We start from the raw sequence: 23,999 nt of genomic DNA, 5'->3' as shown, positions 1-23,999 counted from the left end.
AAAACTATACAGGGCTGAGCTTCAATAAATATTTGTAATCGTCAGCCCTGCCGCGATATTTCGGCCGTGATGAATTTTCACCCGAGATCAGCTAAAATCCGCTCCAACTCCGCAGGGGAGTAGCTTGAGGGGCGCCTTCGATTCATTTCCCGGAATCTGAAGCCGCCTTTTCGGTCGTCAACATGCTTGAGGTTCCCCGCCTCATGGCGACTCGAATGAGACCCCGGGGGAGAAGTTCCGCGAAGAGAGGCGCCTCGAAAAACACAAGCGTCTGACGGACCTTTCCCTTCCTCATAAGCAAGACCTGCGGCGCGGACTCGCTTGCAGACGCTTTAAACCCAGGAAAGGGAGCGGCCTGCGGCACAAGCGATGCCTGCCGCGCCGCACGTCAGCGTGCACCCCCTTGCCGCGCCGAGCCGCTCCGACCCCTCAAGGAAAATGCTCGAAACCCTCCAGACCATACTGCTCTCCACGGGCGTCGTTGCCGCCGCGGAAATCGGCGACAAAACGATGCTCCTTGCCGTCGTTCTCGCTGCACGCTTCAGAAAGCCTCTGCCGATTATTCTCGGCATCTTTGCCGCAACCTTTCTCAATCACGCCATTGCGGGCGCGCTCGGCGCCGCACTCGCGAGCTTCATCAGCGCGGATCTTTTGAGATGGATCCTGATCGTCTCCTTTATCGCCATGGGCATCTGGATTCTCATTCCGGACAAAATCGAGGAGGATGAGTCCCATGACCGCATGAAGCGCTTCGGGATCTTTACGACGACCGTTGTGCTCTTCTTCCTCGCTGAAGTGGGCGACAAGACCCAGGTGGCGACGGTGGCGCTCGCCGCCCGCTATCCCCTCGAAGCCTTCTGGGTGATCTGCGGCACGACTCTGGGCCTCATGATCGCCGACGCCCCTGCGGTCTTCATCGGCAACAAGCTTGCCGACAAGATCTCAATGAAGCTGATGCGCCGGATTGCGGCGGTCATCTTCTTCGTCCTTGCTGTTGTAGCCTACCTCGAGGGGTGACGGGGATTCCCGTCTCTGTTTGCGCTCCCGAGCCTCAGCGTCTGCAGAACGGCAAGGAGCGCAAAAACCGCGCCGCCCCAGAAGGCGGCCTCAGGGCCGAAGTGATCCCAGAGAAGTCCTGCCACAATGCCGGCAATGAGGATTGCCGCGCCGCTCGCGAAGCTGAAGATGCCGAATGCGGTGGCGCGCTTCTCTGCCGGGGCGGCCTCAGCGATGAGAAGCGAAAAAATGCCCTGCGTGGCGCCCAAGTGCAGTCCCCAGAGAACTGTGCCTGCGATGATGCCGGCGGGAGTGGCAAAGAGCGCCATGACGACGTCCGCGGCGGCAAGAAGGATGAGCCCGAGTGCGAGGAGATGCGAGGGTTCAAGCCTGTCGGCGAGCTTCCCCATCGGGTAGGACGAGAGCGAGAAGACGAGATTCATACCCACCATCAGGAGCGGCACCGCTCCCGTTGGAATGCCGCAGTCGCTTGCCCGCAGCACAATGAAGGCGTTGGAGAACCTCGCCAGAGAAAAGACGACGCCAAGGATCACGACGCCGGTAAAGAAGGGCGAGCGCATCGCGAGGAAGTCCCGGATGTTTCTCGGCGGCTCCTTTAATGGAGCGCCCGCATCGGCGCCGTTCTCTACGCCGAAGATGATCATCAGGATGCAGAGAATGCCGGGGATGAGCGCAATCCAGAAAATTTCCCTCAAATCCGCATCGGCGAAAAAAAGAAGGAGGCTTGCGATCGCAGGACCTACGAAGGCGCCGGCGGCGTCAAGCGACTGCCTGAGCCCGTAGGCTGCGCCCCAGAGCTTTCTGGGCGTGATGGCGGCAACGATGGCGTCCCGGGGCGCGCCGCGGATCCCTTTCCCGATGCGGTCCATGAAGCGGGCGAGAAAGACCACTCCGATTTGGTCTGCCGCGGCAAAGAGAGGCTTCGAGAGAACGCCAAGACTGTATCCGAGAAGCACGAGGAGCTTGTGGTTTCTGAAGCGGTCCGCGATGGCTCCAGAGAAGACCTTCGTGATGAGCGCCGTTCCTTCGCCAACGCCCTCGATGAGGCCGATCACTACGGTGCTCGCGCCGAGCGTTCCCGCCATGAAGAGCGGCAGGAGCGCATGAATCATTTCGCTCGAGACGTCCATGAGAAGGCTCACGAACCCGAGCGCCCAGACGGTACGGGGAATGGCGGCGCGGGGCTTTGAGCCGGGCTCTTTCTGATTTTTGACGGAAGGCGGTTCGGGGATGGTTTTCATGACGGCAAGCTGCGCCGCAGCCGGCGCAGAGGCAAGGCAAAAATGCTCCTGAAAGGAGCATTCTCGAACACCAGCGTCAAAAAAGAGTCAAAAGAGCCTGTCTTCGGCTGGGTTTAATCTTTAATGGCTTCCGGATTCAACTCGGCCATCATGTCCGACAAACTCACGAGTTCAACGCGCCCGATTTTCTGCGCCGCTGCGCGGCAGTTCTCCGTGAACCCGCTCTTTGAAAAAATCATGAGGTATTTTTCCAAAGCGTTGAAAAGGTTGCTTCGCGCAAGGAGCGTCTGAAGAACATCTGCATCCACGGGCGCATTTCGCCACTTGCATTCGGCAAAAAGCATCGCATCCTTGCCGGCAGCAGAGACAATATCAATTTCCGACTGCTGCCGCGTCCGCGGATCAGAGCCCCACCAGCGATGAAATTCAAAGAAAGGCGCGGGCAGGTCGCCCGCCGCCGTCCGGCGGACTAAATAGTCGCGGCAGATTTCCTCAAAAACGGGACCGAGATAGGTCGGAAGCTCCTTTTCAATCTCCCGGTAGACGAGATCGCTCAAAAAGCCGCCTTCGATTGCGCTTTCATTGGGTGAGACGAACCGGAACCAAAAGCGAAAGAAGTTGTCCGCAATGGAATAGATGGTCTTTCGGCCGGAACGGTCTCCGAAGGGACTCTCTTTTTTGACGAGATCCATGCGGATGAGCTGCTCGATGACGGCGGAAGTTGTTGCCGCCTCAAAATGAGCGGCGTTCTGAATTTCCGTAAATCGGGAGGCGCCTTCTGCAATGGCTCTCAACGCTTCCACGCATTGGCTGGTGCTCTTCGCTTCTTTTCTGAGTATCGTCATGGGCTCCTCATGGAGCGCAGAGCGGGTGTCGAGAAACAGCTTCCTGATGTTGCTTCGTGCCGAGAGCTGCGACTGGATATGAGAAAGGTACATTGGCGTGCCGCCCAGAGCTCCGTAAAGCGCAACCTTGTCCTCAGCGGAAAACGACGACAGGAACGTGCAGGATTCGAAGAAGTCGAACGGCTTGATATTGATTCGCGTGATGAAACGGCCTTCGAGCGGCGTGGCAACAGGGAGAATTTCCTTCGTCATGCAGGTCATGGATGACCCGCAAAGGACCAGCGTCATTTTTGATCGATCCCTGTACGCGTCGATGAGGTTTTGAAGTACTGAATGCAGGGAGCGGTCAGCTTTGCAGAGATACGGGAACTCGTCGATGATCACGAGGAGCTTCTCGTGAATGCTCCGCTTAAAAAGCATCTCAAGCGCGTCATGAAAATTCGCTTAAGCTGCAGGTCCATTCTCCGGGAAGGCAGCCGAGATGGCCCGATTGAACCTTTCGAGGTTTCCGGGAATGAGTCCTTGTTGACAGACGATATAGATGTGCTTCTTGTCCTGGCGGAATTGATTGAGGAGCGTTGTTTTCCCGGTGCGGCGGCGGCCGTACATCACGCAGAGGTGAAAGCGGTTTTCTGTATAGCAGCCGCGTAAGGCCGCAAGCTCGCGGTGACGGCCGTAAAAGACAGTCATGGTCTCAGTTCCTTCAGAATGCCGGTTATTGTTGATCTGCTCTGAAAAAATATAGTAAATCAACAATAACTCAAAAGAAAACTACTCTAAAAATTTAGAGCAGAATTCAGAGGAAATCAATGGGCCGGAACTCAGCCGGATGCAAGCATTGGCCATGAAAGAGGTCATGAACATATGATCCTCACGCAGTAGAGATGATGCGGCGGAGGAAGGAAGCGCCGGCGGAATGAGGATCCTGAAGACCGCACCAATCCGCCGGAGAAGCCGCGTTGGGGATTAAATCAGCGAGAGGAAGCGGCTCAGCATTCTGACGCGGTTTTCAATCGTGTCGATGCGGAGGTATTCACGTTCCGAATGGAAGCCCGCACCGGCGGGGGACACGCCGTCCAGAACGGGCGTGCCTGCCTAAAGCAATGCGGTTGGCGTCCGAACCGCCGCCCGCATCAACCCATTTGGCTTCAAAGCCTTCGAGGCGGGCAGCTTCCTCGATTTTCTGCACGAGCTCGCGGTTGGATTCCGTAAAAGGCATGGCGGGCGAAACCAACACGCGCTTTGCCTCGACCGTGATACCGTTGCCCGGGCGCCCGACTGCGCTTTGATTAAATGTCCCGCAGCTTGCCGCCGCCTACTTCGCACTCCTTCCCGCAGAAGGCAATGCCGTATGCGTAGTACTTCCGGCACCGCATCCTGCGAAGACACTCGGCGTACTTCTTCTCGTCAATCTGCTTCAAGGCATTGTCGACGGCGTTGAGCATGTCTTCCGTATGAGCCACGCGCTTGATTTCAATCACTACGCCGAAGCGATTCGGGTTGTTACCGCAGGAGAAAACAATATCGGCGTAGCCGTCGCCCGATTCAGCATTCGATTGAAAGTCGTTGATGCGGGTGCCGGCGCAGGCGAATAGCGCAGAGAGAAAGCCATGATAATAGTTCTCTGCCGGTGCTCTGGTAGCCGTATCCCGCAAGGAAACATAAATGCGGAGCAGCGGTGCGAGGACGTCGGCCATGCCTTCAGCATCTCCACGGGACGCAGCTTCTGCAAGCTTCAACCCGTCAGCGGCGAAGGAGCGATTTTCGATCGAGAATCGTGCCTGCACGCGGTTTCTGAAAGTGTCCCGGATTGCTTCATTGGGAATGCGGAGCAGATATTTCCTGTCCCCAACGGGCTTCGCAATCGCGAGGCAGCCGGTGAAGAGGAGAAGCGTCCAGAAGTCTCCAGATAGATGCCGATTGATGTCGGAATGTCGGAGCTCCTGGTTGATTTGGATTTCTATGCTTCCGCCATCAATCAAGGTCTGCATCCGCTCCGCGTCTCTTTCTGTCAGAAAGCTCAGAAACTCATCAATGACGTCGCAGCGGCTCGAGCTCGAATCTAGCCGGAAATTGCCGGGCTTAAAGTTCCTGGGATCTGCGCTTGCCAGTGCTCCCTCACAAAATCTGAGCAGATCCTGCGGACAAAAAATCTCACTGGATCCGAAACGGTAGCCGCCATACCAATGCCTGACGTCTTCCATGCGGGAGCTCAGACCGTAGTAGTCGAGGAGTGCGCGCACCTCCGGTTCAGTAAAGCCCATAGAGGAAGAGAGGTGCAAGTTGTTGGAAGAGACCGTGTTGACGACAACGTTGTTGATGCCCGGAAGGATGCCTTCTTTACTGCCGCTAAGACATCCCGTCAAAAGAGCTTTCTTAAGAACAGGCCGGTAATTTATGAGCGGTCCAGCCTCTGGCTTCAGAGTATCCAGAAAAGCTCTGCAGAAATCGCTCATCTCTATGTAATAACCATGCGAGACTGCCCTGGCGAGCGGGACATCGCAATCGTCAAGGAAGAGCATTGCCTGACGATTGAAGTGCCTCGCGAGGAAATACAGCATCTTCCTGAGGAAGCCTGAAGCGTAGTCGATATTGCCGGGATCCCGCAGAAAGTCGAACGACTGGTATTTGCGGAGCAATTTCTTGTCTTCTTCAGTGAGTCGGGGGCTCTCGAGCAGATAGGCATGTGCTTGAGCTGCCTCAGCGATTAGCTGCGCAAGAGCTCGATATGCAGCTTCAAAGGCCGCACCGTCAACACCTTTCAAAGAAAGAAAAAGGACCGGCACCTGACCCATGTATTTTCTGCAGAAATCCTGATTTTCAGCGACTTTCAGCCCTTTGAAGTGCTGATGCTGCTTTGCCGTGCTTCCTGGATTTTCCATATCGATTGCCAGAAAGCAATGCAGCGAGTCCAGGAAAAGCGTTTTGCCGAAGCCCTGAGGCCGCGTTATCAGGTCGACCAGTGTGCCTGATTCAATCAGCGGCTGGAAAACGGCGGTCTTGTCAACGTAGCAGCGGCTGTCTTCAATCAGCGTGATGAAGGAAGAGTTTCCAACGGCAATTGATTTCTTCTGCACGACACATCCTCTGCGGCACAAACTTCCCGAACGATTGAGTCTAACATGCAGAATGATCTGGAAAATATCGCCTCAAGCGAGGTGCCGGCCCGTGGCGCTGATTCGTTGAAATATGACTGTTGGTCTCTCTCCTCACGCGAAGAGTGGCCCCTGCCGCTGAAGGAAAACCGGACGGACTACTGATTCAGAATTGAGAATTCCGGCGGATTGCGGCGCCTGAAGCCCGCACCAATCCGCCGGAGAAGCCGCGTTGGGGATTAAATCAGCGAGAGGAAGCGGCTCAGCATCCTGACGCGGTTTTCAATCGTGTCGATGCGGAGGTATTCGCGTTCCGAATGGAAGCCCGCACCGGCGGGCGCCACGCCGTCAAGCACGGGCGTGCCTGCCTGGGCAATGCGGTTGGCGTCTGAGCCGCCCCCTGCATCAACCCATTTGGCTTCAAAGCCTTCGAGACGGGCAGCTTCCTCGATTTTCTGCACGAGCCCGCGGGTCGCTTCCGTAAAAGGCATGGCGGGCGAAACCGATACGCGCTTCGCCTCAACCGTGATCCCGTCGCCCCAGTCCCAGCGGGCAAGCGCTTCGATCGCCTGGTCGAGTTCGTCGCCGTCGCGGTCGTTCCAGCGGCGGGTATCGATTTTGATCGTGCAGGTGTCGGGAACCGTATTGCAGACCGTGCCGCCTTCGATCGTGCCGACGCAGACTGAAGTGCCCTTGCCGTCGAGATCCTGAAGCGCGCTCACCTCGAGCGCAAAGCGGGCGGCGGCGAGAATGGCCGAGCGGCCGTCCTTCGGGTTGTTGCCGGCATGTGCGGAAACGCCGTGGAAAGTGATGGACCAGACCGAGCGGCCCTTCCTCGAGCGGACGAATTCGCCGTTGGCGCGGCCTGCTTCGAGAACAAGCGCCTGCTTCGAGCGCTTGGCCATGGCAGCGAGCCAGTCGCGGGAATAGATCGAACTGATCTCTTCATCCGGATTGTGGCAGACCGCAATGGCGAGGCGGTCGAGATCCTCGGGACGGGCGTTTTTGAGTGCATGAAGAATCGCAATCACGCCCGCCTTGCAGTCGCCGCAGCCGGGACCGCGCACGCGGTCGCCTTCAATGCGGAAGGGGCGCTTTGCGACCGTGCCGTCGGGGAAAACCGTGTCAAGGTGAGCATTGAGCATGAGATCAAAATGCTCGGCGCCGGGCTTGTTGGTGGCAAAAAGGCCTTTCCCGGCCTCGGGTCCGAAGTCGACGAGCTCGGTATGAAAGCCCATCTCGTCGTAATGCCGCTGCATGATGCGGGCGACCTTCGTGACGCCTTCGGTCGAGGCGGAGCCGCAGTCCACGTTGACGACTTCCGCGAGATCCTTCAAATATTCCTGAAGCAGATTCACTTCTCTCTCCTTGGTCAGTATTGCTGGTTTGCGCTGCTTATAGAATTTCTCACAACCATTTTCTCAGCTTTTTGCATTGATGGCTTCAATGAAGGGGATGCCATCGAATGTGCCGTTTAAATAAGCATTTCTGACGTTCTCATTTTTTCGGATTGGATAATCTGACAGCGCATAGAGTGTTGATTCGTTATTGCTTGTTTTATTTACAAACCATATCTGATCTCTTCTGAGCAAGGGATTATCTGGATCGTTTGTATTGTTATCGACCAGAGAGTCGCAGTTGGTCGTAAAAATCAATTGCGCGCCATCCGCCTGATCGGATTTTTCAAAAAAGGATTGAACAAGTTTTTCAACAAGAATGGGGTGCAGATTTTCTTCGATTCTATCAACGATAAGTGTCGCATTATTTTTTACGGCATCGAGGATGGGCCCGGCAAGCTCCATCAAACGCCGAGTGCCCAGAGATTCATCAGCAAGAGACAGTCGATAGTCCTTGCCGTTCTCGTGATGGGCAACAGAAACACTGCAGAAATCCAGGGAATCGTTATTGAACTCCAGGCTGTTTGAATTCATGAATATGCTTTTTCCCGGGCGGATTCCTTTGTCGATCTGGATATCCGTAATATTGATATCCGCTGAGGTTAAAAATCGGATGAGACTTCTTTTATCCAGTTGATTTTGTTCCAGGGCGCGGATAGTAAAATGGCTTCCCGCTTTGTTGAATTCGTTGATTATCAACAAATGGTTTGCAAACCATTCAACGATCGGAATGAGTTGTGACGCATTAAATGCAGCGGCTGTGCTGAGAAATAACGAATCCGCTCTGGTCATTGCGCTCCATGCTTTTTTCTGCCCTTGCAGCGAACTTCCGAAGTTATAAGCGTAGGTATTGTCGACATCATTCTTTTTTCTTTCAAAAAGCAGAATTTTTCGCTCTTTTTTGAGAAAAAGTGCTTCATGAGTGACCTGATGGTTCTTTACCGAAAATTCATAGCTGTAAAAATGGCCTTCCTTTATGAAAAGGACCGAAAAAGATATTTCTTCAAATTTTGACTTTTCATCAAAAGCAAAGGCTTCAGGTTGAAAGGGCGGAGGAAGCGCAACCGTATTCTTCAGCACGCATTGCTGCATCACCTGCAGCGCCCGGATGACATTCGACTTGCCGCTGGCATTGGCGCCGAATATCGCTGCGGCCTTCAGGACATGCGGAATATCTTTTCGCCCGGTCCTGAATGCATTCCAGGCGAGCCGCTCTTTAGCTGAGGGTTTGGCGCGAAGCGACAATATTTGTGCTTCTCTGAAGTTCCGGTAGTTTTTGAATGAAAAGCCTGCAAGCATAAATTTACGCTGAGAATTTACAGATTTTCTGCAAATTCTCAGAGTACACAGCTCTTGCGGTATATGTCAATGGGCTTCTTCATCGTAATCGCCGGAGACAGTCGCCTGCGGTCGAGTCATCACCTGGACGCGTCGGTCCGGCGAATCGGATTGTCCGAAAGGTCGAAGCGGGCATAAAGCGCAAAAAGCCCCCGCAGCCATTCCATTGCCGGGACGCCGTCCATCCGCTCATGCCAGATGAGGCGCGTATAGAAGGACTTCGGATCCTGCTCGCCTCTCGCTGACGGCATCATGACGGGGATGACGGCAATTGAAGGCTCTGCGAGCTTTTTCTGCATGCGGATTGCCGTCTGAAGCGGCAGGATCGCCATGAAGTCTGTGACCTGGAGTATCGACGGGACGCTCAGGAAAAACGGCACCGTCACGGCGCAGTCGAGGAAGCTTTCGCCGAGGAAGTTTTTTTCGTCAAGAGAATAGAGGAGCGGGTCCGTGGACGTTTCGTTCGAAATCCGGATCTTTCGCCAGCGCCTGAGGTCGTCAAGTCCAATTGAGCCTTTTTCGCGCCAGAGGGCTTCGAGCGGGTGGCCGGAGCGGACGCATACGGCGTAGCGGACCTGATAGAGCCTCAGTTCCCGGATGCCCGGAGGAAGTTCTCTTGAAGACGGGAAGATTGCGCAGTCGAGCGTCCCTTTTTCGAGCTTTTGCGTGAGATCGGGCGTGAGCTGGGTGATCTCAAGCCTCGCATGCGGCGCGAGTCTGAAGAAGGCTTCAATGACGTCCGCCATGACGGCGAAGATCGCGTTGTCTACCGCCCCGATCCGAAAGGTCCGGGTGAGTGTTGCCGGATCAAAAATCTCGGTCTGCCCGAGCTGGGAAGCGCGATTGACGAGGTCGATCACCTTTGGATAGAGCTGCGTTGCGCGTTCCGTAGCAATGAGTTCCGGCATGGATCTGAGAAAGAGCCGGTCGGCAAAGGTTTCCCGGAGTTTCTTCAGAATTCTCGAGGCGCGCGAAAGGCTGATGCCGCAGCGGAGCGCGGCGCTCGAGAGCGAGAGCTCCTCATAGATGCTCGCGAAGAACCGCAGGTCTTCAAGCGTTAGTTCGGAGAGTTTCTCGGAAACCGCAAAAGTCTCAGGCATATCTTGCAAATTCCTTCATGTTTCTCACCATGGTAGCGCCTTGAGCCGGTTTTTACACTTCATCGCACTTTCAGACAAGCAGTTCGTTCGCCTCGTGCAGCACCACCCGCGGAGCACCGGGTTTTGACCAGAGCGAATGCTTTTAGAGAAGCCTTGACTTCAGAAAAGGAGAAGCATCATGAAGACACGCATGACCTGGATTGCCGCAGCCTGCGCCGCGGCCGGAATGGCCGTTTCGTCGGGCGCCTGGGCGATCGGCGGCGCATCGGGCCCGCACGTGGGCTACCCGACAACCGGGAAGATCGGCGCCGTCATCCTCAACCCGTACGAACTCGCTCCGCTCACGGCTGTGATCAGGAATGGCGGCTACACGCTCACCGATGTGTCCGTGCGCATCGTTCCGAAGGAAGGCGGACAGGAAATCAAGTACAAGGTGAGCGACACGCAGGTGCGCACGCACGGCGGCATTCCCGTCTTTGGTCTCTATCCGGACTACCGCAACACGGTTGAGGTTTCCTACACGCGCTATGCCAACGGCAAGTCCGAACGCGTTGAGAAGGAAACCTACCGCATCTATGCGGGCCCGGCGAATATCCGCACCGCCGGCTACGCCGGCGTGACTTCCGTCTTCCCGAAAGCGGAAGTGAAGAAGATGGATCCAGCCTTCTCCGACCGCCTCTACCTCATCAACAACATGATTGCCGCGACGCCGGAATCGACCCGCGCCGTCTGGAACAATCCGATGGGCGGCGCGCTTGAATGGAACCGCTACCCGCAGAACGCGATCTATGACACGAAGGGCGAACTTCGCTGGTACATGGATCCGTCCACAATCTTCAACTATCACGACATCTATCGCGCCGGCATCATGATGGGCTTCCGCCAGAATAATGACGGCGCCTTCACCTGGGGCTACGGCCAGCGTTACGTGAAGTACGACCTCATGGGCCGCGAGATCTGGAACCGTCGTCTTCCTGACGGCTACAACGACTTCTCGCACGCCATGGATCCGATGCAGAACGGGAACTACCTGGTGCGCGTGGCCTCCTCCGACCATGTCCGCGCCGACGGGAAGCACGTCCGCACGGTTCGCGACGTGATCATTGAGGTGGATCCCAACGGCAACGTGGTGGATGAATGGCGCCTCTTCGACATTCTCGACCCCTATCGCGACAATGTTCTGAAGGTCCTCGACCAGGGCGCCGTCTGCCTCAACATCGACGCTTCTCAGGCGGGCAAGACCCTTTCGGCCGAGCAGCTCGCCGAACAGGACAAGAGCGACAAGTTCGGCGACATCGTGGGTTCGGGCGCAGGCCGCAACTGGGTTCACGTGAATTCCGTCGACTACGACCCGACCGACGATTCGATCATCATCTCTTCGCGCCACCAGTCCGCGCTCATCAAGATTGGCCGCGACAAGAAGGTGAAGTGGATCATGGGCTCGCCCGAAGGCTGGAAGAAGGAGTTTGCCGACAAGGTCCTGACGCCGGTTGATTCGAAGGGCAACAAAATCAAGTGCGAAGGGAGCAAGTGCGAAGGCGGGTTCGACTGGACCTGGACGCAGCACACCGGCTGGCGCGTCGATTCGATGTCGGACAAGAAGACCTTCATTCTCTCCGTTTTCGACAACGGCGACGCCCGCGGCATGGAGCAGCCGCCCCTTCCCGACATGAAGTATTCGCGCGCGGTCTTCTTCAAGATCGATCAGGAAAAGATGACGGTCGAACAGATCTGGGAGTACGGCAAGGAGCGCGGCCACGAGTGGTACAGCCCCGTTACGTCGCTGACCGAATACATGCCCGACAAGAAGTCCGTCTTCGTCTATTCGGCAACGGCGGGCGCGTCCTTCAACTTCAAGACCGGCGCCTTTGAGTCCGCTCCCAACCCCTACATTGATGAATTCAAGTGGGGCGAGAAGGAGCCTTCCGTCGAAATCCAGTTCAAGGGAACTTCGGGCTACCAGGCAATGCCGGTGGATCTTTCGAAGGCCTTCAGCCAGTAATTGGTATGTGATCCCTCGGGATCCCTGAGATTCTCTGCCGCTCCGTGCGTCTTCCGGGCTGATCCCGTGAGGACGCGCGGAGTTTTCTTTTGCCGCCGCCCTGAAGCGTGAAGGGGCTTCCGGGAGCAGAATTCCTGATGATCCGGCTCAAAGCCTTGAAGCATCGGCGGGCTTCCTCCAGGATTTACACTCGCTTTTTCTTCTGAGACGGGTAATATGCGGTGCGCGGCATCAGACCGTCAGAAATAAGCACGCAGGATAAAAGGAGAAAAAGCATGGCCCTCAAGAAAATCATCAAAGTCGAGGATCCCGACGACATCAGCTCCGGCTATGCCGGGAAAGTCATGGAATCGGTGAAGTTTGCCGCGCTCATCGCGAGCTTCACGGGCTTTGTGATCGGCATCGTTCTGAAGACGAGGCTCACGGAATTCGGCTCCGCCTCCTGGGGCGCGGACGCCTTTACGCTGGCGCTCTTCTTCATCGTCCTCTTCCTCGGCCTCTGGTTCACCGTGAAGGACCTCCCGGCGCTTTGCCGCGAGAAGGCGAACTTCAAAAATGCTGAGAACGTGGCGGACGTGACGGTCGCCGGGTTCGTCTTCATCCAGTATGCGGTCTCCTTCAGCTTCTGCTTCTTCTTTGCGGTGACGGTGGACGCAGCAACCAGTCTCATCAATCCGCTCTTTGCGGGCGACTACATGCTCGACTTCCCGGCTGCAGTCTTCTTCTTCTACGGCGTCGTGCCCGCAGTGATCGTCAATCTCATCGCCGCCGCCCTCATGCGCGCGCAGATCAGGAAGAAGCTCCCGCAGGATTGAATTCCTCCTTACCAATGAAGAGAAGCCGCCGGCGACCTTTGATGAGTCCCGGCGGCTTTTTAAATTGAGAAGAAGCCCTCCCGGGCTTCCTTCAGGCTGTTATTTGGCCTGAGCCTTTGCTTCGCGCGCGGCATGGCGGTCGCGAAGGATTCCGATCACGTCGGCAAGCTCGAGGTCCTGATCCTGGAGCAGAACAAGGAGGTGGTAGACGAGGTCGGCCGCTTCGTTCTTCAGCTCCTCGCGGTCGTGAACGGTTGCAGCAAGCGCGGTTTCAACGCCTTCCTCGCCCACCTTCTGGGCGATGCGCTTCGTGCCGCGGGCGTAGAGGCTCGCGGTGTAGGAGGTCGCCGGATCGGCCGTACGGCGGGATCCGAGAAGAAGCTCAAGGTCGCGCAGGAACTGCCAACTGGGCTCGAGATTTCCGAAGCAGCTCGTCGTGCCGAGGTGGCAGGTGGGGCCGTCCGCATTGACGAGAACGAGAAGCGTGTCGTTGTCGCAGTCCGTGCCAATGTCGACGAGGTGGAGGAAGTTGCCGGAAGTTTCGCCCTTCGTCCAGAGACGGTTCTTCGTGCGCGAGAAGAAGGTGACCTTCTTCGTTTCAAGGGTTTGGCTTAGCGCTTCTTTATTCATGTAGCCCAGCATGAGAACGCGTCCGGAGACGGCGTCCTGCACGATGGCGGGAATAAGTCCGCCCGTTTTTTCCCAGTCAAGCTTTGCCTGTGTTTCTTCTGTCAGCATGTTCTAACCTCGATTCCATTGTCGGCGAGATAACGTTTGAGGTCGCCGATATCAATGATTTTTTTGTGGAAAACTGATGCAGCGAGTGCGCCGTCGACATGCGCAAGCCGGAAGGCGTCAAGGAAATGCTCCATGGTGCCCGCGCCCCCGCTCGCAATGAGAGGCACTTTAGAGACGCTTCTCACGAGCTTCAATTGCTCGATGTCGTAGCCCTTGCGCACGCCGTCCTGATTCATCATGTTGAGAACGATTTCGCCGGCGCCCCGCTTCTGGACTTCCTCAACCCAGCGAAGCGTCTCCCACTCGGTCTTGCGGGTGCGCTTTTCGTCGCCCGTGAATTGGTTGACCCAGTATTTGCCTGTCGCTTCATCGTGCCAGGTGTCGATTCCGACCACGACGCACTGAACGCCGAAGCGGTCTGCGAGGCGCGTGATGAGCGTGGGATCGGAGAGGGCAGGGGAGTTGATGGAAATCTTGTCAGCGCCGAAGGCGAGAAGGCGCCCGGCGTCCTCAACCGACTTGATGCCTCCTGCAACGCAGAAAGGAATGTCGATCGCCTCGGCGACGCGCGAAATCCAGCTCTTGTCGACGACTCGGCCGTCCGACGAGGCGGTGATGTCGTAGAAGACGAGTTCGTCGGCGCCTTCCTCGGCATAGCGTTTGGCAAGCGGCACGATGTCGCCGATGATTTCATGACCGCGGAACTGCACGCCCTTGACGACCTGTCCGTTTCGGACGTCGAGACAGGGAATGATGCGTTTGGCGAGCATGGGTCCTCCTTTAAAGGGAAGCGTGATTGCGGCATGAAGGGAGCGCGGAGAGCTTTGAGCGCGAATTTCAAGCATAGCCTGCGGGAAAACGGGATGTTTTCAGAAAACGGGAAGAGGCGATGGAGAAATGGCCTAAAGGACGCCGGTCGGCGTCGAAAAGTCGCGACAAAACTGCCTGGGCGCCCTCATGCGCGGAAATAAAGTCCCCGGAAAGTGACCGCACTTTCCGGGATTGGAGAAAGTGATGGATCCATCATGGAAGAAGCCGCATGGAACTCAATCCCCGCGCACTTCCTTCCAGCACTGAATGGCTTCCTCCACCGTGAACTTTCCTTCGAGCAGAGCGCGCCCGACAATCACGCCGGCCGCGCCCGAACGGGCGGCTTCGCGCACGTCGGAGAGCGACCCGATGCCGCCCGAGGCCTGAAAGGCCACCTGCGGGAACTCTTCCGATAGCGTGCGGTAGAGACCGGCATTGGTGCCTGCAAGCGTCCCGTCCTTCGAGATGTCGGTGCAGAGCACGTGCTTTAGTCCCGCGGGAAGATACTCGCGGATCAGCTCCTCAATGAGAACGCCCGAATTCTCCTGCCAGCCGCTCACGGCGATCTGGCGGCGGCCCGCCTCATCGATCCTCACGTCGAGCGCGAGGACGATTGCTTCAGGGCTGTAAGTCTTCATCCAGCCCTTGACGGTTTCAGGATCCTTTACTGCAGTGGACCCCACAACGACGCGCGCGGCGCCGGCATCAAGGAGCGCGCGGACATCGGCTTCGGTTCTCACGCCGCCTCCCGTCTGGACGGGGACATTGAGGCCCGCGAGGCACTTTTTGAGGAGCGGGATCTGGCGGCGTGCCGGATCCTTCGCGCCCGTGAGGTCGACGATGTGAAGGAGCTTCGCCCCCGCTTTTTCGTAGCTCTGAAGGCGAAGGAGCGCCTCGTCGCCATAGTCCCTCGAGGCGTTGTAGTCGCCCTGGTGGAGGCGCACGACGCGGCCTTCAAGAAGATCGATTGCTGGAATGATCACAGTTCTACTCCGAGGAAGTTGGCGAGAAGTCTGGCGCCCGCCTTGCCGGAGCGTTCAGGGTGAAACTGAACGCCCGCAAAGTTGTCTCTGGCCGCTGCCGCCGTGAAGGGTTCGCCGTACTCGGCGCGCGCGATGGTGCATTCGTTCACGGGCATCGCATAGCTGTGAACGAAGTAGAACCATTCGCCTGAGGGGAGCCCCTTAAAGAGGTGCCTCGCCATGGGCGACTCGTCCGGGAAGACGCGGTTCCAGCCCATGTGCGGAAGGGGGAGACTGCCGACTCTCAGTTCGCGGACTTCTGCCGGAATGAGGCCGAGCATGTCGACCCCGCCCGTTTCCTCGCTCCGTTTTGCGAGAAGCTGTTCGCCCAGGCAGATCCCGAGAACGGGCTGCGAGAGCGACCGGATGAGATCGGGGAGTTCGCGCTTTTCCAATTCCGCCATTGCCGCGCGCGCCGTGCCGACGCCCGGGAGAAACACGCGGTCCGCGGCCTTCACGAGCTTCGGATCGCGCGTGACCTCGGGGTCAATTCCGAGGCGCGACACCGCACGGGCGAGCGAAAGGAGGTTGGCGCAGCCGGTATCGAGAATGACGACCCGCATCGTTAGAGCACTCCTTTCGAAGAGGGAAGTTCATGGCCTTCAATGCGCTTCGCGTCGCGAAGCGTGCGCCCGAGGGCTTTGAAGAGCGATTCGGCGACGTGATGGTCGTTCTTGCCCTTCGCCTTCATGTTGAGCGTGATCCCCATCGCCTGCGAGAAGGAGCGGAAGAAGTGCTCGATCATTTCGGTCGCGAGGTCGCCCACGAACTGGTTCTTGAACTTTGCCTTGAAGGTGAGCCAGGGGCGGCCCGAGATGTCGAGCGCAACCCGGCAGAGGGCCTCATCCATGGGAAGGAGGAACCCGAAGCGGCGGATGCCGCGCTTGTCGCCGAGCGCGAGCCTGATGGCTTCGCCCAAGGCCAGCCCCGTATCCTCAACCGTGTGGTGGCAGTCGACCTGGAGGTCGCCCTTCGCCTTGAGGTGAAGCCGCATGCCGCCATGCTGAGCGATCTGCTCGAGCATGTGGTCGAAGAAGCCGATCCCGGTTGAAATCTCATTTTCGCCCTCGCGGTCGAGCCAGACTTCGACGCGGATGTCCGTTTCCTTCGTCTTCCGTTCCACAACGGCGTGACGGTCGGTCTTCGGCGTCTGAGGGAGGCTCGCAAGGAGGCGCTCTTGCACGGCGCTCCAGGGGTCGCCCTCGGGACCCACGCGGATGCCGGTGAGCCCCATGTTTTCCGCGAGCTTGAGATCCGTCTCGCGGTCGCCGATCACGTAGGAGTTCTTTCGATCCATGGCGCCCCGGCGAAGGTACTTCTTCACGAGCCCGGTGCCGGGCTTTCTGCAGGCGCAGCCGTCGCCCGGCATGTGCGGGCAGATGAGGACCTCGTCGAACTTCGCGCCCTGGCTTTCGAGAATCTGCATCATGAGGTTGTGCGGACCCTCAAAGGTTTCGGTCGGGAAGGATGACGTCCCGAGGCCGTCCTGGTTGGAGACCATGACGAGCTTCCAGCCGGCCTCCTTCAGGGCCTTCAGCGCCGGAAGAACGCCTTCGACGAAGCGCATCTTTCTGAAGTCGTCCACCTGGAAGTCTTCGGGCTCCTCGAGAATGGTGCCGTCGCGGTCGACAAAAAGAATTTTCTGAGCCATCAGTATTCTCCGAGGAGTTCCGAGAGCGCGGCGAGAAGAAGCGCATTCTCCTCGTCGGTGCCGACCGTGATGCGGATCGCGCCCGCAAGCGTCGGCTGACGGCTCTGGTCGCGGAGAATGATGCCGCGGTCCCAGAGACCCGTGAAGACCCGGGCGCTTTCGGCAAAGCGCACGAGGAGGAAGTTCGAGGCCGAGGGCGATACCTCAAGCACGCCGGGGAGCGCGGCAAGCGCCCGTGCGAGCTCCTCGCGGCGGCGAAGGGTCGCTGCGACGCGCGTCTTCATGCGGGCGATGCCTTTGTCGGAAAGCGCCTGTTCGGCAATGTCCGCTACCGGCGCCGGAATCGGATAGGGGGCGATCACCTTTTTGATCATTCCGATCACGGCGGGGTTCCCGATCAGGAACCCGCAGCGGATGCCCGCGAGCGCAAAGGCCTTCGAGAGCGTGCGGATGATGACGAGGTGCGGCGCCCGTTCGAGCCGGTCGACTGCGGTGTTTTCAGGCGAAAACTCAATGTAGGCTTCGTCGAGCACCAGAATCGCGCGCCCGCGTGTGGCGTTGATGAGGCCGCTCACGACTTCCGGAGAAAGGAGATTCCCCGTCGGGTTGTTGGGCGAGCAGGCAAAGACCACCTGAATGGAGGGGTCCTTTTCAAGCGCCGCTTCCAAGGCCTTCACGTCGGGCGTCCACCCGTTTTCGGGCGACGTCGTGAGATTCACGACGCGCACGTTCGCGGTTTCGGCCGAAACGGAATACATGCCGTAGGTGGGCGGGAACTGCAGCACGGCGTCGCGCCCGCCCGTGCAGAAGGTGCGCACTAGAAGGTCGATCCCTTCGTCGCCGCCGCGGGTGGCGAGAATCGATTCGGGGGAGACGCCGGCATAGGCCGCGTAGCGCGCGATAACGTCCGCGGGCTGCGCGTCCGGATAGCGGTTCAAGCGCCCGTTTTTGAGGGCGTACTCGTCCGATTCCGCCGATTCGTTGGCATTAAGCCAGACGTCGCCTCGGCCGCCCGCAGCCGCCACGATGCGGCGGGCGGACTGGTAGGGCGTGAGCGCCTGAACCTCGGGGCGCGCAAGGCGCTCCGGGTTCTCCATCAGGTCTTCGGTGCGCCTTGCCATCAGCAGCCTCCCTTCGCTTTTTCGGCGCTCTGGCGCGCCATGCGCACGAGCACTGCATTCCTGTGGGCGTCAAGCTGCTCGGCGTGCGCGAGGATCGCGATCGTTTCGGCAAGTCCCGAGAAGCCCTTCGCCGTCATTTCCTGAATCGTCATGCGCTTCATGAAGTCGGCGAGACCGAGGGACGAGTAGGCTGCGGCGCACCCGTAGGTGGGAAGCACGTGGTTGGTGCCGGTCGCATAGTCGCCGCCCGATTCGGGAGACCATTCGCCGAGGAAGACCGAACCCGCGTTGTTGATGAGCGGCACGAGGTCGCGCGCATTCTTCGCCTGAATGATGAGGTGCTCAGGCGCATAGCGGTTCGAAACGCGGCAGCATTCCTCGAGGTCCCTGACAACGATGAGGCGGCTCGCGGAAAGGGACTTCGTCGCGATTTCGCGGCGCGGGAGCTGCGCGAGCTGGGCTGCGGCCTCTTCGGCCACCTTAGCGGCAAGCTCCTTCGAGGGCGTGAGGAGCACGACCTGCGAATCGGGGCCGTGTTCGGCCTGAGAGAGAAGGTCGGCGGCGACGAAGGCAGGATCCGCATCCTTGTCGGCAATGACGAGAACTTCGGAGGGGCCGGCCGGCATGTCGATCGCGGCGCCGTCGGGGCGGCGGCTCACCTGGCGCTTCGCTTCCGTCACATAGGCGTTGCCCGGCCCGAAGATCTTCGAGACGGACGGAACCGTTTTGGTCCCGAAGGCCATGGCGGCAATCGCCTGGGCGCCGCCCACCTGGTAGATCTCTTCAATGCCGCAGAGGCGCGCGGCGCAGAGAATCTGGTCGGCAACGGGCGGAGGCGTGCAGAGGACGACCCTGGAGCAGCCGGCGATGCGGGCCGGAATGCCGAGCATGAGAACAGTGGAGAAGAGCGGCGCCGTGCCGCCCGGAATGTAGAGGCCCACGGCTTCAATCGGGCGCGTCACCTGTTCGCAGCGCACGCCCGGCATCGTTTCGACAACGACGGGTTCGAGCTTCTCGGCCGTGTGGAACTTTTCAATGTTCCTTGCGGCCCTCTGGAGCGCCGCGCGGAAGTCGGGCGAAACGCGCTCCCAGGCGGCGTCCACTTCTTCTTTCGAAATGCGGAAGTCCTTCACTTCCGTGCGGTCGAACTTCGCGGAATATTCGCGAAGGGCCGCATCGCCATTCTTTTCGACGTTGTCGAGAATGTCCTTCACCACGGCGCTGATGCGCTCGCCCGCCATGACGGCAGGGCGGCGGAGGATCTCGGTGCGGCCCGCTTCGTCGAGCGAGTCCCAGTCGATGATGTCGCTGAAGGCAAATTCGGTCATTTTGATTGACTCCAAAATGTTGTGCTGATTAGTTCCGAAAAATTCGTGAATTCTTTGAAAAGGAGCTTCGCCGCCTGAAGGGCGGTCACTCCATCATCTTTTCGATCGGGAGAACGAGGATCGAGGAGGCGCCTAATTCCTTCACCTTCTCCATCGTTTCCCAGAAGAGGCTTTCGCTTGAAACCATGTGGAGCGCCACGCGGGTGTCGTCGCCCGTGAGGGGAAGAATCGTCGGGTGCTCGGCGCCGGGGAGCAGCTTCGTGATTTCGGCGAGCTTCTCCTTCGGGGCGTGGAGCATGATGTACTTGCATTCGCGCGCGCGGGCGACGCCCTGCATGCGAACGAGGAGGCGCTTCACAAGGTCTTCCTTCTCCGCATCCATTTCGTCCTTCCTCGCAATGAGGCAGGCCTTCGAGCGGTAGATCACCTCGACTTCCTTCAAGCCGTTCGCTTCAAGCGTCGCGCCCGTGGAGACGAGGTCGCAGATGGCGTCGGCCAATCCCGCGCGGGGCGCCACTTCGACCGACCCCGTGAGAAGGCAGGGACGGAAGGTGAGGCCTTTCGCCTCAAAGCACCGCTTCAGAAGCTGCGGGTACGAGGTGGCGATGCGCTTCCCGTTGAGGCTCGCGAGCCCCTTCCATTCCTCGTCGCGCGGGATCGCGATCGAGAGCCGGCAGCCGCCGAAGTCGAAGCGCTTCAGCATCCGGAATTCCGTCGGGTCGCCCTGGCCCTTCCTCGTGAGGAGCGTTTCCTCGAGGACGTTTTCGCCGATGATGCCGAGGTCGACCACGCCGTCCATGACGAGTCCGGGAATGTCGTCGTCGCGCACGCGCAGGAACTCAATCGGCATGTTTTCCGCAGCCGCGAGCAGACGCTGCTCGTGGTAGCGCACCTTGATGCCGCAGCGTTCAAAAAGCTCCTTCGAGTCGTCCGAAAGTCTGCCGGACTTCTGCATGGCGACTCGTAGACGATTGTTTTCGGTCATTTCTGGTTTCCTGGTAAAGATGAAAAGGTTCCATTCCGTCCGGCGGATGCGAAAAAGCCCCCGGAAGTGCTTTGCTTCCGGAGGCCTTCTGACTGGATAACCCTTGTTTCTCTGCTGGGCGCCCGGAAGTTCTGAGTACTTCCAAGCATCCACGCCTGAAAGTCTCGCTTCAGGTGTGGTGGTGATGGCGGCCGCGGAAAGAAAGGGTCTGCATGAGAAGAATCTCGTCTGTTTGAAAATCCATGGGGCAAACGGGAATCGGGAGCGCTTTCGAAGTGCGCAGAGCCGCGCCGTTTACCGGTGAGGTTCATAATGCCACAGCTTTCGCCGCCGGGCGGCGTCCGGGAGCGGTAAACGAAGCGTGCGTGCGTGGGCTCAAAGCGGGGTGGAGGTTTTGCCTAAGATGTCCCGGGGAGGCCCCCAGGCGGCATCCCCGGACAACGATTCGGCGCGGGCGGCCTTCCTCCCGGGAAGCCGGTGAGGGATTGCCTGAGTCCTCATTTCTGCTGGCGCGCAGGTAGACTACGCTCACCCAATATTCCAACCGCGCGAAAGACGCGCATCATCAGACCTCAATTCCAGGATCAGGCTCCGCCATGAGCATCATGAAGAGCGACTCAGTTAAGCATGCCACCATGATCGGCATTCTTGCGCCCATCTGCTGGGGCATGGGCGTTTCACTCATTCGCGGCATTGCCGAAGGGTTCGGCCTCGCGCAGGGGCAGACGCTTCTCTACCTCACGGCGGCCATCTGCCTCTTCTTTACGATCGGAATCCCCGACCTCAGAAAGGTCGACAAGCGCTACCTTTTCATAGGACTCCCGACCGCAAATGCGTCCTCGCTCTGCTTCTGCCTCGCGATCTTCTTTTCCGCCGGCGGCGCGCAGACGATGGAAGTGGCGATGGTGAACTACCTCTGGCCTTCGCTCACGCTTCTCTTCGCTGTGCTCTTCAACGGCGTCAGAACGCGCTGGTGGATCGTGCCGGGGATCTTCCTCGGCTTCTTCGGCATCGTGGACATTCTTGCCGGAAGCGACGGCTTTTCACTCGCGGGCTTTGTCGGCCGCATCCTCGAGCATCCGTTGAGCTACATCCTCGCCCTCGGGGCCGCGCTCACGTGGGCGGGATTTTCGAGCATGACGCGCGCCTGGGGCGGCAATACCAATCTCTCCACGGTGATCTTCATCATCAACATGCTCATCTACGGCACGCTCTGGCTCTGCGGATTCGGAACTGAGACGGTGGGCGAGGTGTCGCAGCACGGCATCTTCTCGGTGATTTTCGGCGGCATCGCGATGGGCGGCGCCTATGCCGCCTGGACATTCGGCATGTCGAAGGGAAACGTCACGCTTCTCGCGCTCGCGTCCTACTTTACGCCGGTCCTTTCCTGCCTCTTCGCGGTGGTCTGGATCAATGCAAAGCTCGACAGCTCCTTCTGGATGGGCGTGGCGTTTGTGGTGGCGGGGTCCCTCGTCTGCTGGGACGCGACGACGCGCGGCATGAAGTCGGTTCGAAAGCGCGAAAGAGAAGCGGCAGAAGCTTCTGCCCGAAAGGCGTCATCCTAGGGCGCCAAAAAATATCCCCGCACGGGATGCTCGATCCGGTGCGGGGAAAAGATGTATTTGACGCGTCAGCTGCGGGAGCGCAGTCCCGCCCGGTCGAGCATCGCGAGGACCCGCTCAACCGGAAGCGCACGGATCACCTTGCCGTCCCAGGTCCTGGCATCGTGCGCAGCGAATAGCGAATTGATGACGGCTTCCTCGGTGGCTTCAATGGCCGCCATGAAAAGCGGCGTCATGTCGTCGTTTCTCACAAGCGGCGCGCCTTCGAGCGTTCCCTTCGCCGCCGTATGACGCACGCGGACCGATTCATTCGTTGAAAAGGCGACGACGAAGTCGCCCGAACCGTTTGACGCCACGCCCCCGGTGCGGGTCATTCCCATGAAGGCGCGCTTTGCGAGTCGCTCTAGATTGCGGGCGTCGAGCGGAGCGTCCGTCGCTGCGATCATCATGATGGAGCCGTCGGCAGAGCGGAATTCCTGCATCTCCTTTTCGCCGGGCCAGCCGCCGAGCTCGAGGCCCGCTTCGATCCCCTTGACATTCAGAATGCCGCCGAAATTGGCCTGAACGAGGACCCCCACCTTATAGCCCCCGAGACTCTTGGGGAGCACGCGCGAAGCGGTGCCGATCCCGGCCTTGAAGCCGAAGGCCACGGTGCCGGTGCCGGCACCCGCACAGCCTTCCTCAACGGGTCCCGGGGAAGCTTTCCTCAGGGCTTCAAGAACATGTTCGGGCTTCACGAACCGCGCGCGGATGTCGTTCACCTTGCCGTCGTTCGTTTCGCCCACGAGGCCGTTCACGGAGCGGACGAGCTCGTTCCCGGGCTGCGAGAGCGTCCATTCGACCACGCCCTCGAGCCCGGCGCCCACGTTGAGCGTATTGGTGAGGACGATCGGCGTTTCGATGTTCCCGAGCTCCTTCACCTGCGGATAGCCCGCCATCTTGCCGAAGGCGTTGCCGAGAAAGATCCCGGCGGGAACCTTCTCTTCAAAGACATTGCCCGGATGAGGGCGAATCGCGGTAACGCCCGTGTGCATGCCGGCGGCATCGTCCTCGAGGGTTACCTGACCCACAAGGACGCCGTCGACGTCCGTAATGGCATTGAAGCGCCCCGTCGGGAAAACGCCGAATTCGATTCCGAGATCGCGGGGGCGGCGTGAGGTTTGGGATGACTGCATGAATGCTCCGGTTATGAAGGAGAAAGGTTTGACCGAACGCAACGATTATCCGCCTTCAATAAAGAAAAAGCGTTCTTCATGCTTCGGTGCGACTTGGCGAGACGCATGGCCCCTTGAAACTTCCGGTCATTCGACAAACAACACTCTGAGGAGACGCAAATGAGCTTTGATTTCGACGACTTCACCGGATGCTCCCACGGCATGCACGACGAACACAACATGGATTTTGGCGGGGACTCCGAATTCGGCAGTGCGGGCGACATTGCCTTTGATCACCCGGGCTCGCCCGACGATTTCCATGGCTCGCATTTCATTTTTGATGACCATTCGGATTCGCTTCATGCCGAGGACCGGGGCTTCTCGTCGGCCTTCAATGCGAATGACGTGGCTTCGAGGCATTTTGGCGAGGACGACTTCCGGATTCTCTCGGGCACTGGCGCGGGCGATGAGGGCCTCAATCTTGGGCGGGATTCGGTCTTCTGGGCGGCCGGAGAGGAAGTCCGAGGAGCGCTTTCAGGCTGGATTGATGCGCTCTGGAGCTGGATGGAAAAGTCGGCGAGGCGGTGACGCCTGAGGAGCAGGAAGGCGTATCCATGGACCGGCTGATGGTTCCGGCCGTGGATTGAAATGTTTTTTGGCTGATCGTAGGGGCGATCGGGTAGAGGGCCCCTTTGCAGGGGAGCCCCCTCCCACACCGCATAACCCAGTGATCGGGGCTTTTCGGACATGCCGTTCGGCATCCGGCGGTTTTCAAACA

Annotated in this window: 22 protein-coding genes and 1 other annotated feature; of the genes, 5 read left to right on the top strand and 17 right to left on the bottom strand. The window is 58.8% G+C overall.

Annotated features, from left to right (window positions below; genetic code table 11):
* The first annotated feature begins 438 nt into the window (after window positions 1-438).
* Window positions 439-1,017: a TMEM165/GDT1 family protein gene (locus Q0106_RS10890; RefSeq protein WP_152158991.1), complete on the top strand. Its 579-nt coding sequence runs from the start codon at window positions 439-441 to the stop codon at window positions 1,015-1,017.
* Here Q0106_RS10890 and Q0106_RS10885 read toward each other — a convergent pair.
* The 8 genes from Q0106_RS10885 to Q0106_RS10850 form a co-directional block, all read right to left on the bottom strand.
* The gene (locus Q0106_RS10885; protein WP_297612799.1) at window positions 1,002-2,258 is read right to left on the bottom strand and encodes an MFS transporter; all 1,257 of its coding nucleotides are present in this window, start codon (window positions 2,256-2,258) and stop codon (window positions 1,002-1,004) included. The two genes, Q0106_RS10890 and Q0106_RS10885, sit on opposite strands and share 16 nt — an antisense overlap.
* A 113-nt stretch (window positions 2,259-2,371) precedes the next feature.
* Window positions 2,372-3,523 carry an ATP-binding protein gene (locus Q0106_RS10880; RefSeq protein ID WP_297612797.1) on the bottom strand — a complete coding sequence of 384 codons (1,152 nt, stop codon included), beginning with the start codon at window positions 3,521-3,523 and terminating at the stop codon, window positions 2,372-2,374.
* A gap of 24 nt (window positions 3,524-3,547) precedes the next feature.
* Window positions 3,548-3,793, bottom strand: coding sequence for an ATP-binding protein (locus Q0106_RS10875; RefSeq protein WP_297612795.1), 246 nt, complete (start codon window positions 3,791-3,793; stop codon window positions 3,548-3,550).
* A gap of 343 nt (window positions 3,794-4,136) precedes the next feature.
* The gene (locus Q0106_RS10870; protein WP_297612793.1) at window positions 4,137-4,340 is read right to left on the bottom strand and encodes a hypothetical protein; all 204 of its coding nucleotides are present in this window, start codon (window positions 4,338-4,340) and stop codon (window positions 4,137-4,139) included.
* 52 nt (window positions 4,341-4,392) lie between these two features.
* On the bottom strand, window positions 4,393-6,180 hold the full coding sequence (locus tag Q0106_RS10865; protein WP_297612789.1) for an AAA family ATPase: 1,788 nt from the start codon (window positions 6,178-6,180) through the stop codon (window positions 4,393-4,395).
* 257 nt (window positions 6,181-6,437) lie between these two features.
* On the bottom strand, window positions 6,438-7,556 hold the full coding sequence (locus tag Q0106_RS10860; RefSeq protein WP_297612786.1) for a M20 family metallopeptidase: 1,119 nt from the start codon (window positions 7,554-7,556) through the stop codon (window positions 6,438-6,440).
* A 63-nt stretch (window positions 7,557-7,619) separates the two neighbouring features.
* Complete coding sequence (locus Q0106_RS10855) at window positions 7,620-8,894, bottom strand: ATP-binding protein (protein WP_297612783.1); 1,275 nt, start codon at window positions 8,892-8,894, stop codon at window positions 7,620-7,622.
* A gap of 119 nt (window positions 8,895-9,013) precedes the next feature.
* A complete protein-coding gene (locus tag Q0106_RS10850) occupies window positions 9,014-10,033 on the bottom strand; it encodes a LysR family transcriptional regulator (RefSeq protein WP_297612780.1) in 1,020 nt (339 codons plus the stop codon).
* Between the two features lie 178 nt (window positions 10,034-10,211).
* On the opposite strand from Q0106_RS10850, the gene Q0106_RS10845 reads away from it, so the two are divergent.
* Together Q0106_RS10845 and Q0106_RS10840 are read left to right on the top strand one after the other, a co-directional pair.
* Window positions 10,212-12,035 carry an aryl-sulfate sulfotransferase gene (locus Q0106_RS10845; protein ID WP_297612777.1) on the top strand — a complete coding sequence of 608 codons (1,824 nt, stop codon included), beginning with the start codon at window positions 10,212-10,214 and terminating at the stop codon, window positions 12,033-12,035.
* Window positions 12,036-12,310: 275 nt separating this feature from the next.
* The gene (locus Q0106_RS10840) at window positions 12,311-12,850 is read left to right on the top strand and encodes a hypothetical protein (protein ID WP_297612774.1); all 540 of its coding nucleotides are present in this window, start codon (window positions 12,311-12,313) and stop codon (window positions 12,848-12,850) included.
* A gap of 99 nt (window positions 12,851-12,949) precedes the next feature.
* Here the strand turns inward: Q0106_RS10840 and hisIE are convergent, their stop codons facing one another.
* The 8 genes from hisIE to hisG all read right to left on the bottom strand — a co-directional run bounded on the left by hisIE (window position 12,950) and on the right by hisG (window position 20,505).
* Complete coding sequence (gene hisIE, locus Q0106_RS10835) at window positions 12,950-13,588, bottom strand: bifunctional phosphoribosyl-AMP cyclohydrolase/phosphoribosyl-ATP diphosphatase HisIE (RefSeq protein WP_297612772.1); 639 nt, start codon at window positions 13,586-13,588, stop codon at window positions 12,950-12,952.
* Window positions 13,582-14,358: an imidazole glycerol phosphate synthase subunit HisF gene (gene hisF, locus Q0106_RS10830; RefSeq protein ID WP_295490301.1), complete on the bottom strand. Its 777-nt coding sequence runs from the start codon at window positions 14,356-14,358 to the stop codon at window positions 13,582-13,584. Before hisF ends, hisIE begins: the two co-directional genes overlap by 7 nt.
* 276 nt (window positions 14,359-14,634) lie before the next feature.
* Window positions 14,635-15,381, bottom strand: a complete 747-nt coding sequence (hisA, locus tag Q0106_RS10825; RefSeq protein ID WP_297612769.1) for a 1-(5-phosphoribosyl)-5-[(5-phosphoribosylamino)methylideneamino]imidazole-4-carboxamide isomerase — start codon at window positions 15,379-15,381, stop codon at window positions 14,635-14,637.
* The gene (gene hisH, locus Q0106_RS10820) at window positions 15,378-15,983 is read right to left on the bottom strand and encodes an imidazole glycerol phosphate synthase subunit HisH (RefSeq protein ID WP_297612766.1); all 606 of its coding nucleotides are present in this window, start codon (window positions 15,981-15,983) and stop codon (window positions 15,378-15,380) included. Before hisH ends, hisA begins: the two co-directional genes overlap by 4 nt.
* Window positions 15,984-15,985: 2 nt before the next feature.
* The gene (gene hisB / locus Q0106_RS10815; RefSeq protein WP_297612763.1) at window positions 15,986-17,071 is read right to left on the bottom strand and encodes a bifunctional histidinol-phosphatase/imidazoleglycerol-phosphate dehydratase HisB; all 1,086 of its coding nucleotides are present in this window, start codon (window positions 17,069-17,071) and stop codon (window positions 15,986-15,988) included.
* Complete coding sequence (gene hisC, locus Q0106_RS10810; RefSeq protein ID WP_297612761.1) at window positions 17,071-18,192, bottom strand: histidinol-phosphate transaminase; 1,122 nt, start codon at window positions 18,190-18,192, stop codon at window positions 17,071-17,073. Before hisC ends, hisB begins: the two co-directional genes overlap by 1 nt.
* Window positions 18,192-19,520 (bottom strand): histidinol dehydrogenase, encoded by a 1,329-nt coding sequence (hisD, locus tag Q0106_RS10805; RefSeq protein WP_297612759.1) that lies wholly within the window; start codon window positions 19,518-19,520, stop codon window positions 18,192-18,194. The genes hisC and hisD overlap by 1 nt, the downstream gene beginning before the upstream one ends.
* Before the next feature lie 85 nt (window positions 19,521-19,605).
* Window positions 19,606-20,505 (bottom strand): ATP phosphoribosyltransferase, encoded by a 900-nt coding sequence (gene hisG, locus Q0106_RS10800; RefSeq protein ID WP_297612757.1) that lies wholly within the window; start codon window positions 20,503-20,505, stop codon window positions 19,606-19,608.
* Window positions 20,506-20,553: 48 nt separating this feature from the next.
* Window positions 20,554-20,693, bottom strand: a sequence feature (His leader region).
* A gap of 408 nt (window positions 20,694-21,101) precedes the next feature.
* On the opposite strand from hisG, the gene yddG reads away from it, so the two are divergent.
* The gene (yddG, locus tag Q0106_RS10795; RefSeq protein WP_297612755.1) at window positions 21,102-22,070 is read left to right on the top strand and encodes an aromatic amino acid DMT transporter YddG; all 969 of its coding nucleotides are present in this window, start codon (window positions 21,102-21,104) and stop codon (window positions 22,068-22,070) included.
* Between the two features lie 65 nt (window positions 22,071-22,135).
* On the opposite strand, the gene Q0106_RS10790 is transcribed toward yddG, so the two are convergent.
* Entirely contained in the window at window positions 22,136-23,242 is a 1,107-nt protein-coding gene (locus tag Q0106_RS10790; protein ID WP_297612752.1) for a P1 family peptidase, read from the bottom strand.
* Between the two features lie 159 nt (window positions 23,243-23,401).
* Here Q0106_RS10790 and Q0106_RS10785 point away from each other — a divergent pair, with 159 nt between their 5' ends.
* The gene (locus Q0106_RS10785; RefSeq protein ID WP_297612749.1) at window positions 23,402-23,809 is read left to right on the top strand and encodes a hypothetical protein; all 408 of its coding nucleotides are present in this window, start codon (window positions 23,402-23,404) and stop codon (window positions 23,807-23,809) included.
* Window positions 23,810-23,999: the final 190 nt, after the last annotated feature.

Origin of the sequence: uncultured Sutterella sp., assembly GCF_937923675.1 — a bacterium.
In the GTDB taxonomy this organism is placed as follows: domain Bacteria; phylum Pseudomonadota; class Gammaproteobacteria; order Burkholderiales; family Burkholderiaceae_F; genus Sutterella.
Note: the sequence above shows the minus strand (reverse complement) of the source record. Positions and strands in the feature narration are given on the sequence as shown.

Coding starts and splice junctions, on each gene's coding strand:
- Q0106_RS10890 (WP_152158991.1), top strand. CDS start 439: ATGCTCGAAACCCTCCAGACCATACTGCTCTCCACGGGCGTCGTTGCC.
- Q0106_RS10885 (WP_297612799.1), bottom strand. CDS start 2,258: ATGAAAACCATCCCCGAACCGCCTTCCGTCAAAAATCAGAAAGAGCCC.
- Q0106_RS10880 (WP_297612797.1), bottom strand. CDS start 3,523: ATGCTTTTTAAGCGGAGCATTCACGAGAAGCTCCTCGTGATCATCGAC.
- Q0106_RS10875 (WP_297612795.1), bottom strand. CDS start 3,793: ATGACTGTCTTTTACGGCCGTCACCGCGAGCTTGCGGCCTTACGCGGC.
- Q0106_RS10855 (WP_297612783.1), bottom strand. CDS start 8,894: ATGCTTGCAGGCTTTTCATTCAAAAACTACCGGAACTTCAGAGAAGCA.
- Q0106_RS10850 (WP_297612780.1), bottom strand. CDS start 10,033: ATGCCTGAGACTTTTGCGGTTTCCGAGAAACTCTCCGAACTAACGCTT.
- Q0106_RS10845 (WP_297612777.1), top strand. CDS start 10,212: ATGAAGACACGCATGACCTGGATTGCCGCAGCCTGCGCCGCGGCCGGA.
- Q0106_RS10840 (WP_297612774.1), top strand. CDS start 12,311: ATGGCCCTCAAGAAAATCATCAAAGTCGAGGATCCCGACGACATCAGC.
- hisIE (WP_297612772.1), bottom strand. CDS start 13,588: ATGCTGACAGAAGAAACACAGGCAAAGCTTGACTGGGAAAAAACGGGC.
- hisF (WP_295490301.1), bottom strand. CDS start 14,358: ATGCTCGCCAAACGCATCATTCCCTGTCTCGACGTCCGAAACGGACAG.
- hisH (WP_297612766.1), bottom strand. CDS start 15,983: ATGCGGGTCGTCATTCTCGATACCGGCTGCGCCAACCTCCTTTCGCTC.
- hisB (WP_297612763.1), bottom strand. CDS start 17,071: ATGGCTCAGAAAATTCTTTTTGTCGACCGCGACGGCACCATTCTCGAG.
- hisC (WP_297612761.1), bottom strand. CDS start 18,192: ATGGCAAGGCGCACCGAAGACCTGATGGAGAACCCGGAGCGCCTTGCG.
- hisD (WP_297612759.1), bottom strand. CDS start 19,520: ATGACCGAATTTGCCTTCAGCGACATCATCGACTGGGACTCGCTCGAC.
- hisG (WP_297612757.1), bottom strand. CDS start 20,505: ATGACCGAAAACAATCGTCTACGAGTCGCCATGCAGAAGTCCGGCAGA.
- yddG (WP_297612755.1), top strand. CDS start 21,102: ATGAGCATCATGAAGAGCGACTCAGTTAAGCATGCCACCATGATCGGC.
- Q0106_RS10790 (WP_297612752.1), bottom strand. CDS start 23,242: ATGCAGTCATCCCAAACCTCACGCCGCCCCCGCGATCTCGGAATCGAA.
- Q0106_RS10785 (WP_297612749.1), top strand. CDS start 23,402: ATGAGCTTTGATTTCGACGACTTCACCGGATGCTCCCACGGCATGCAC.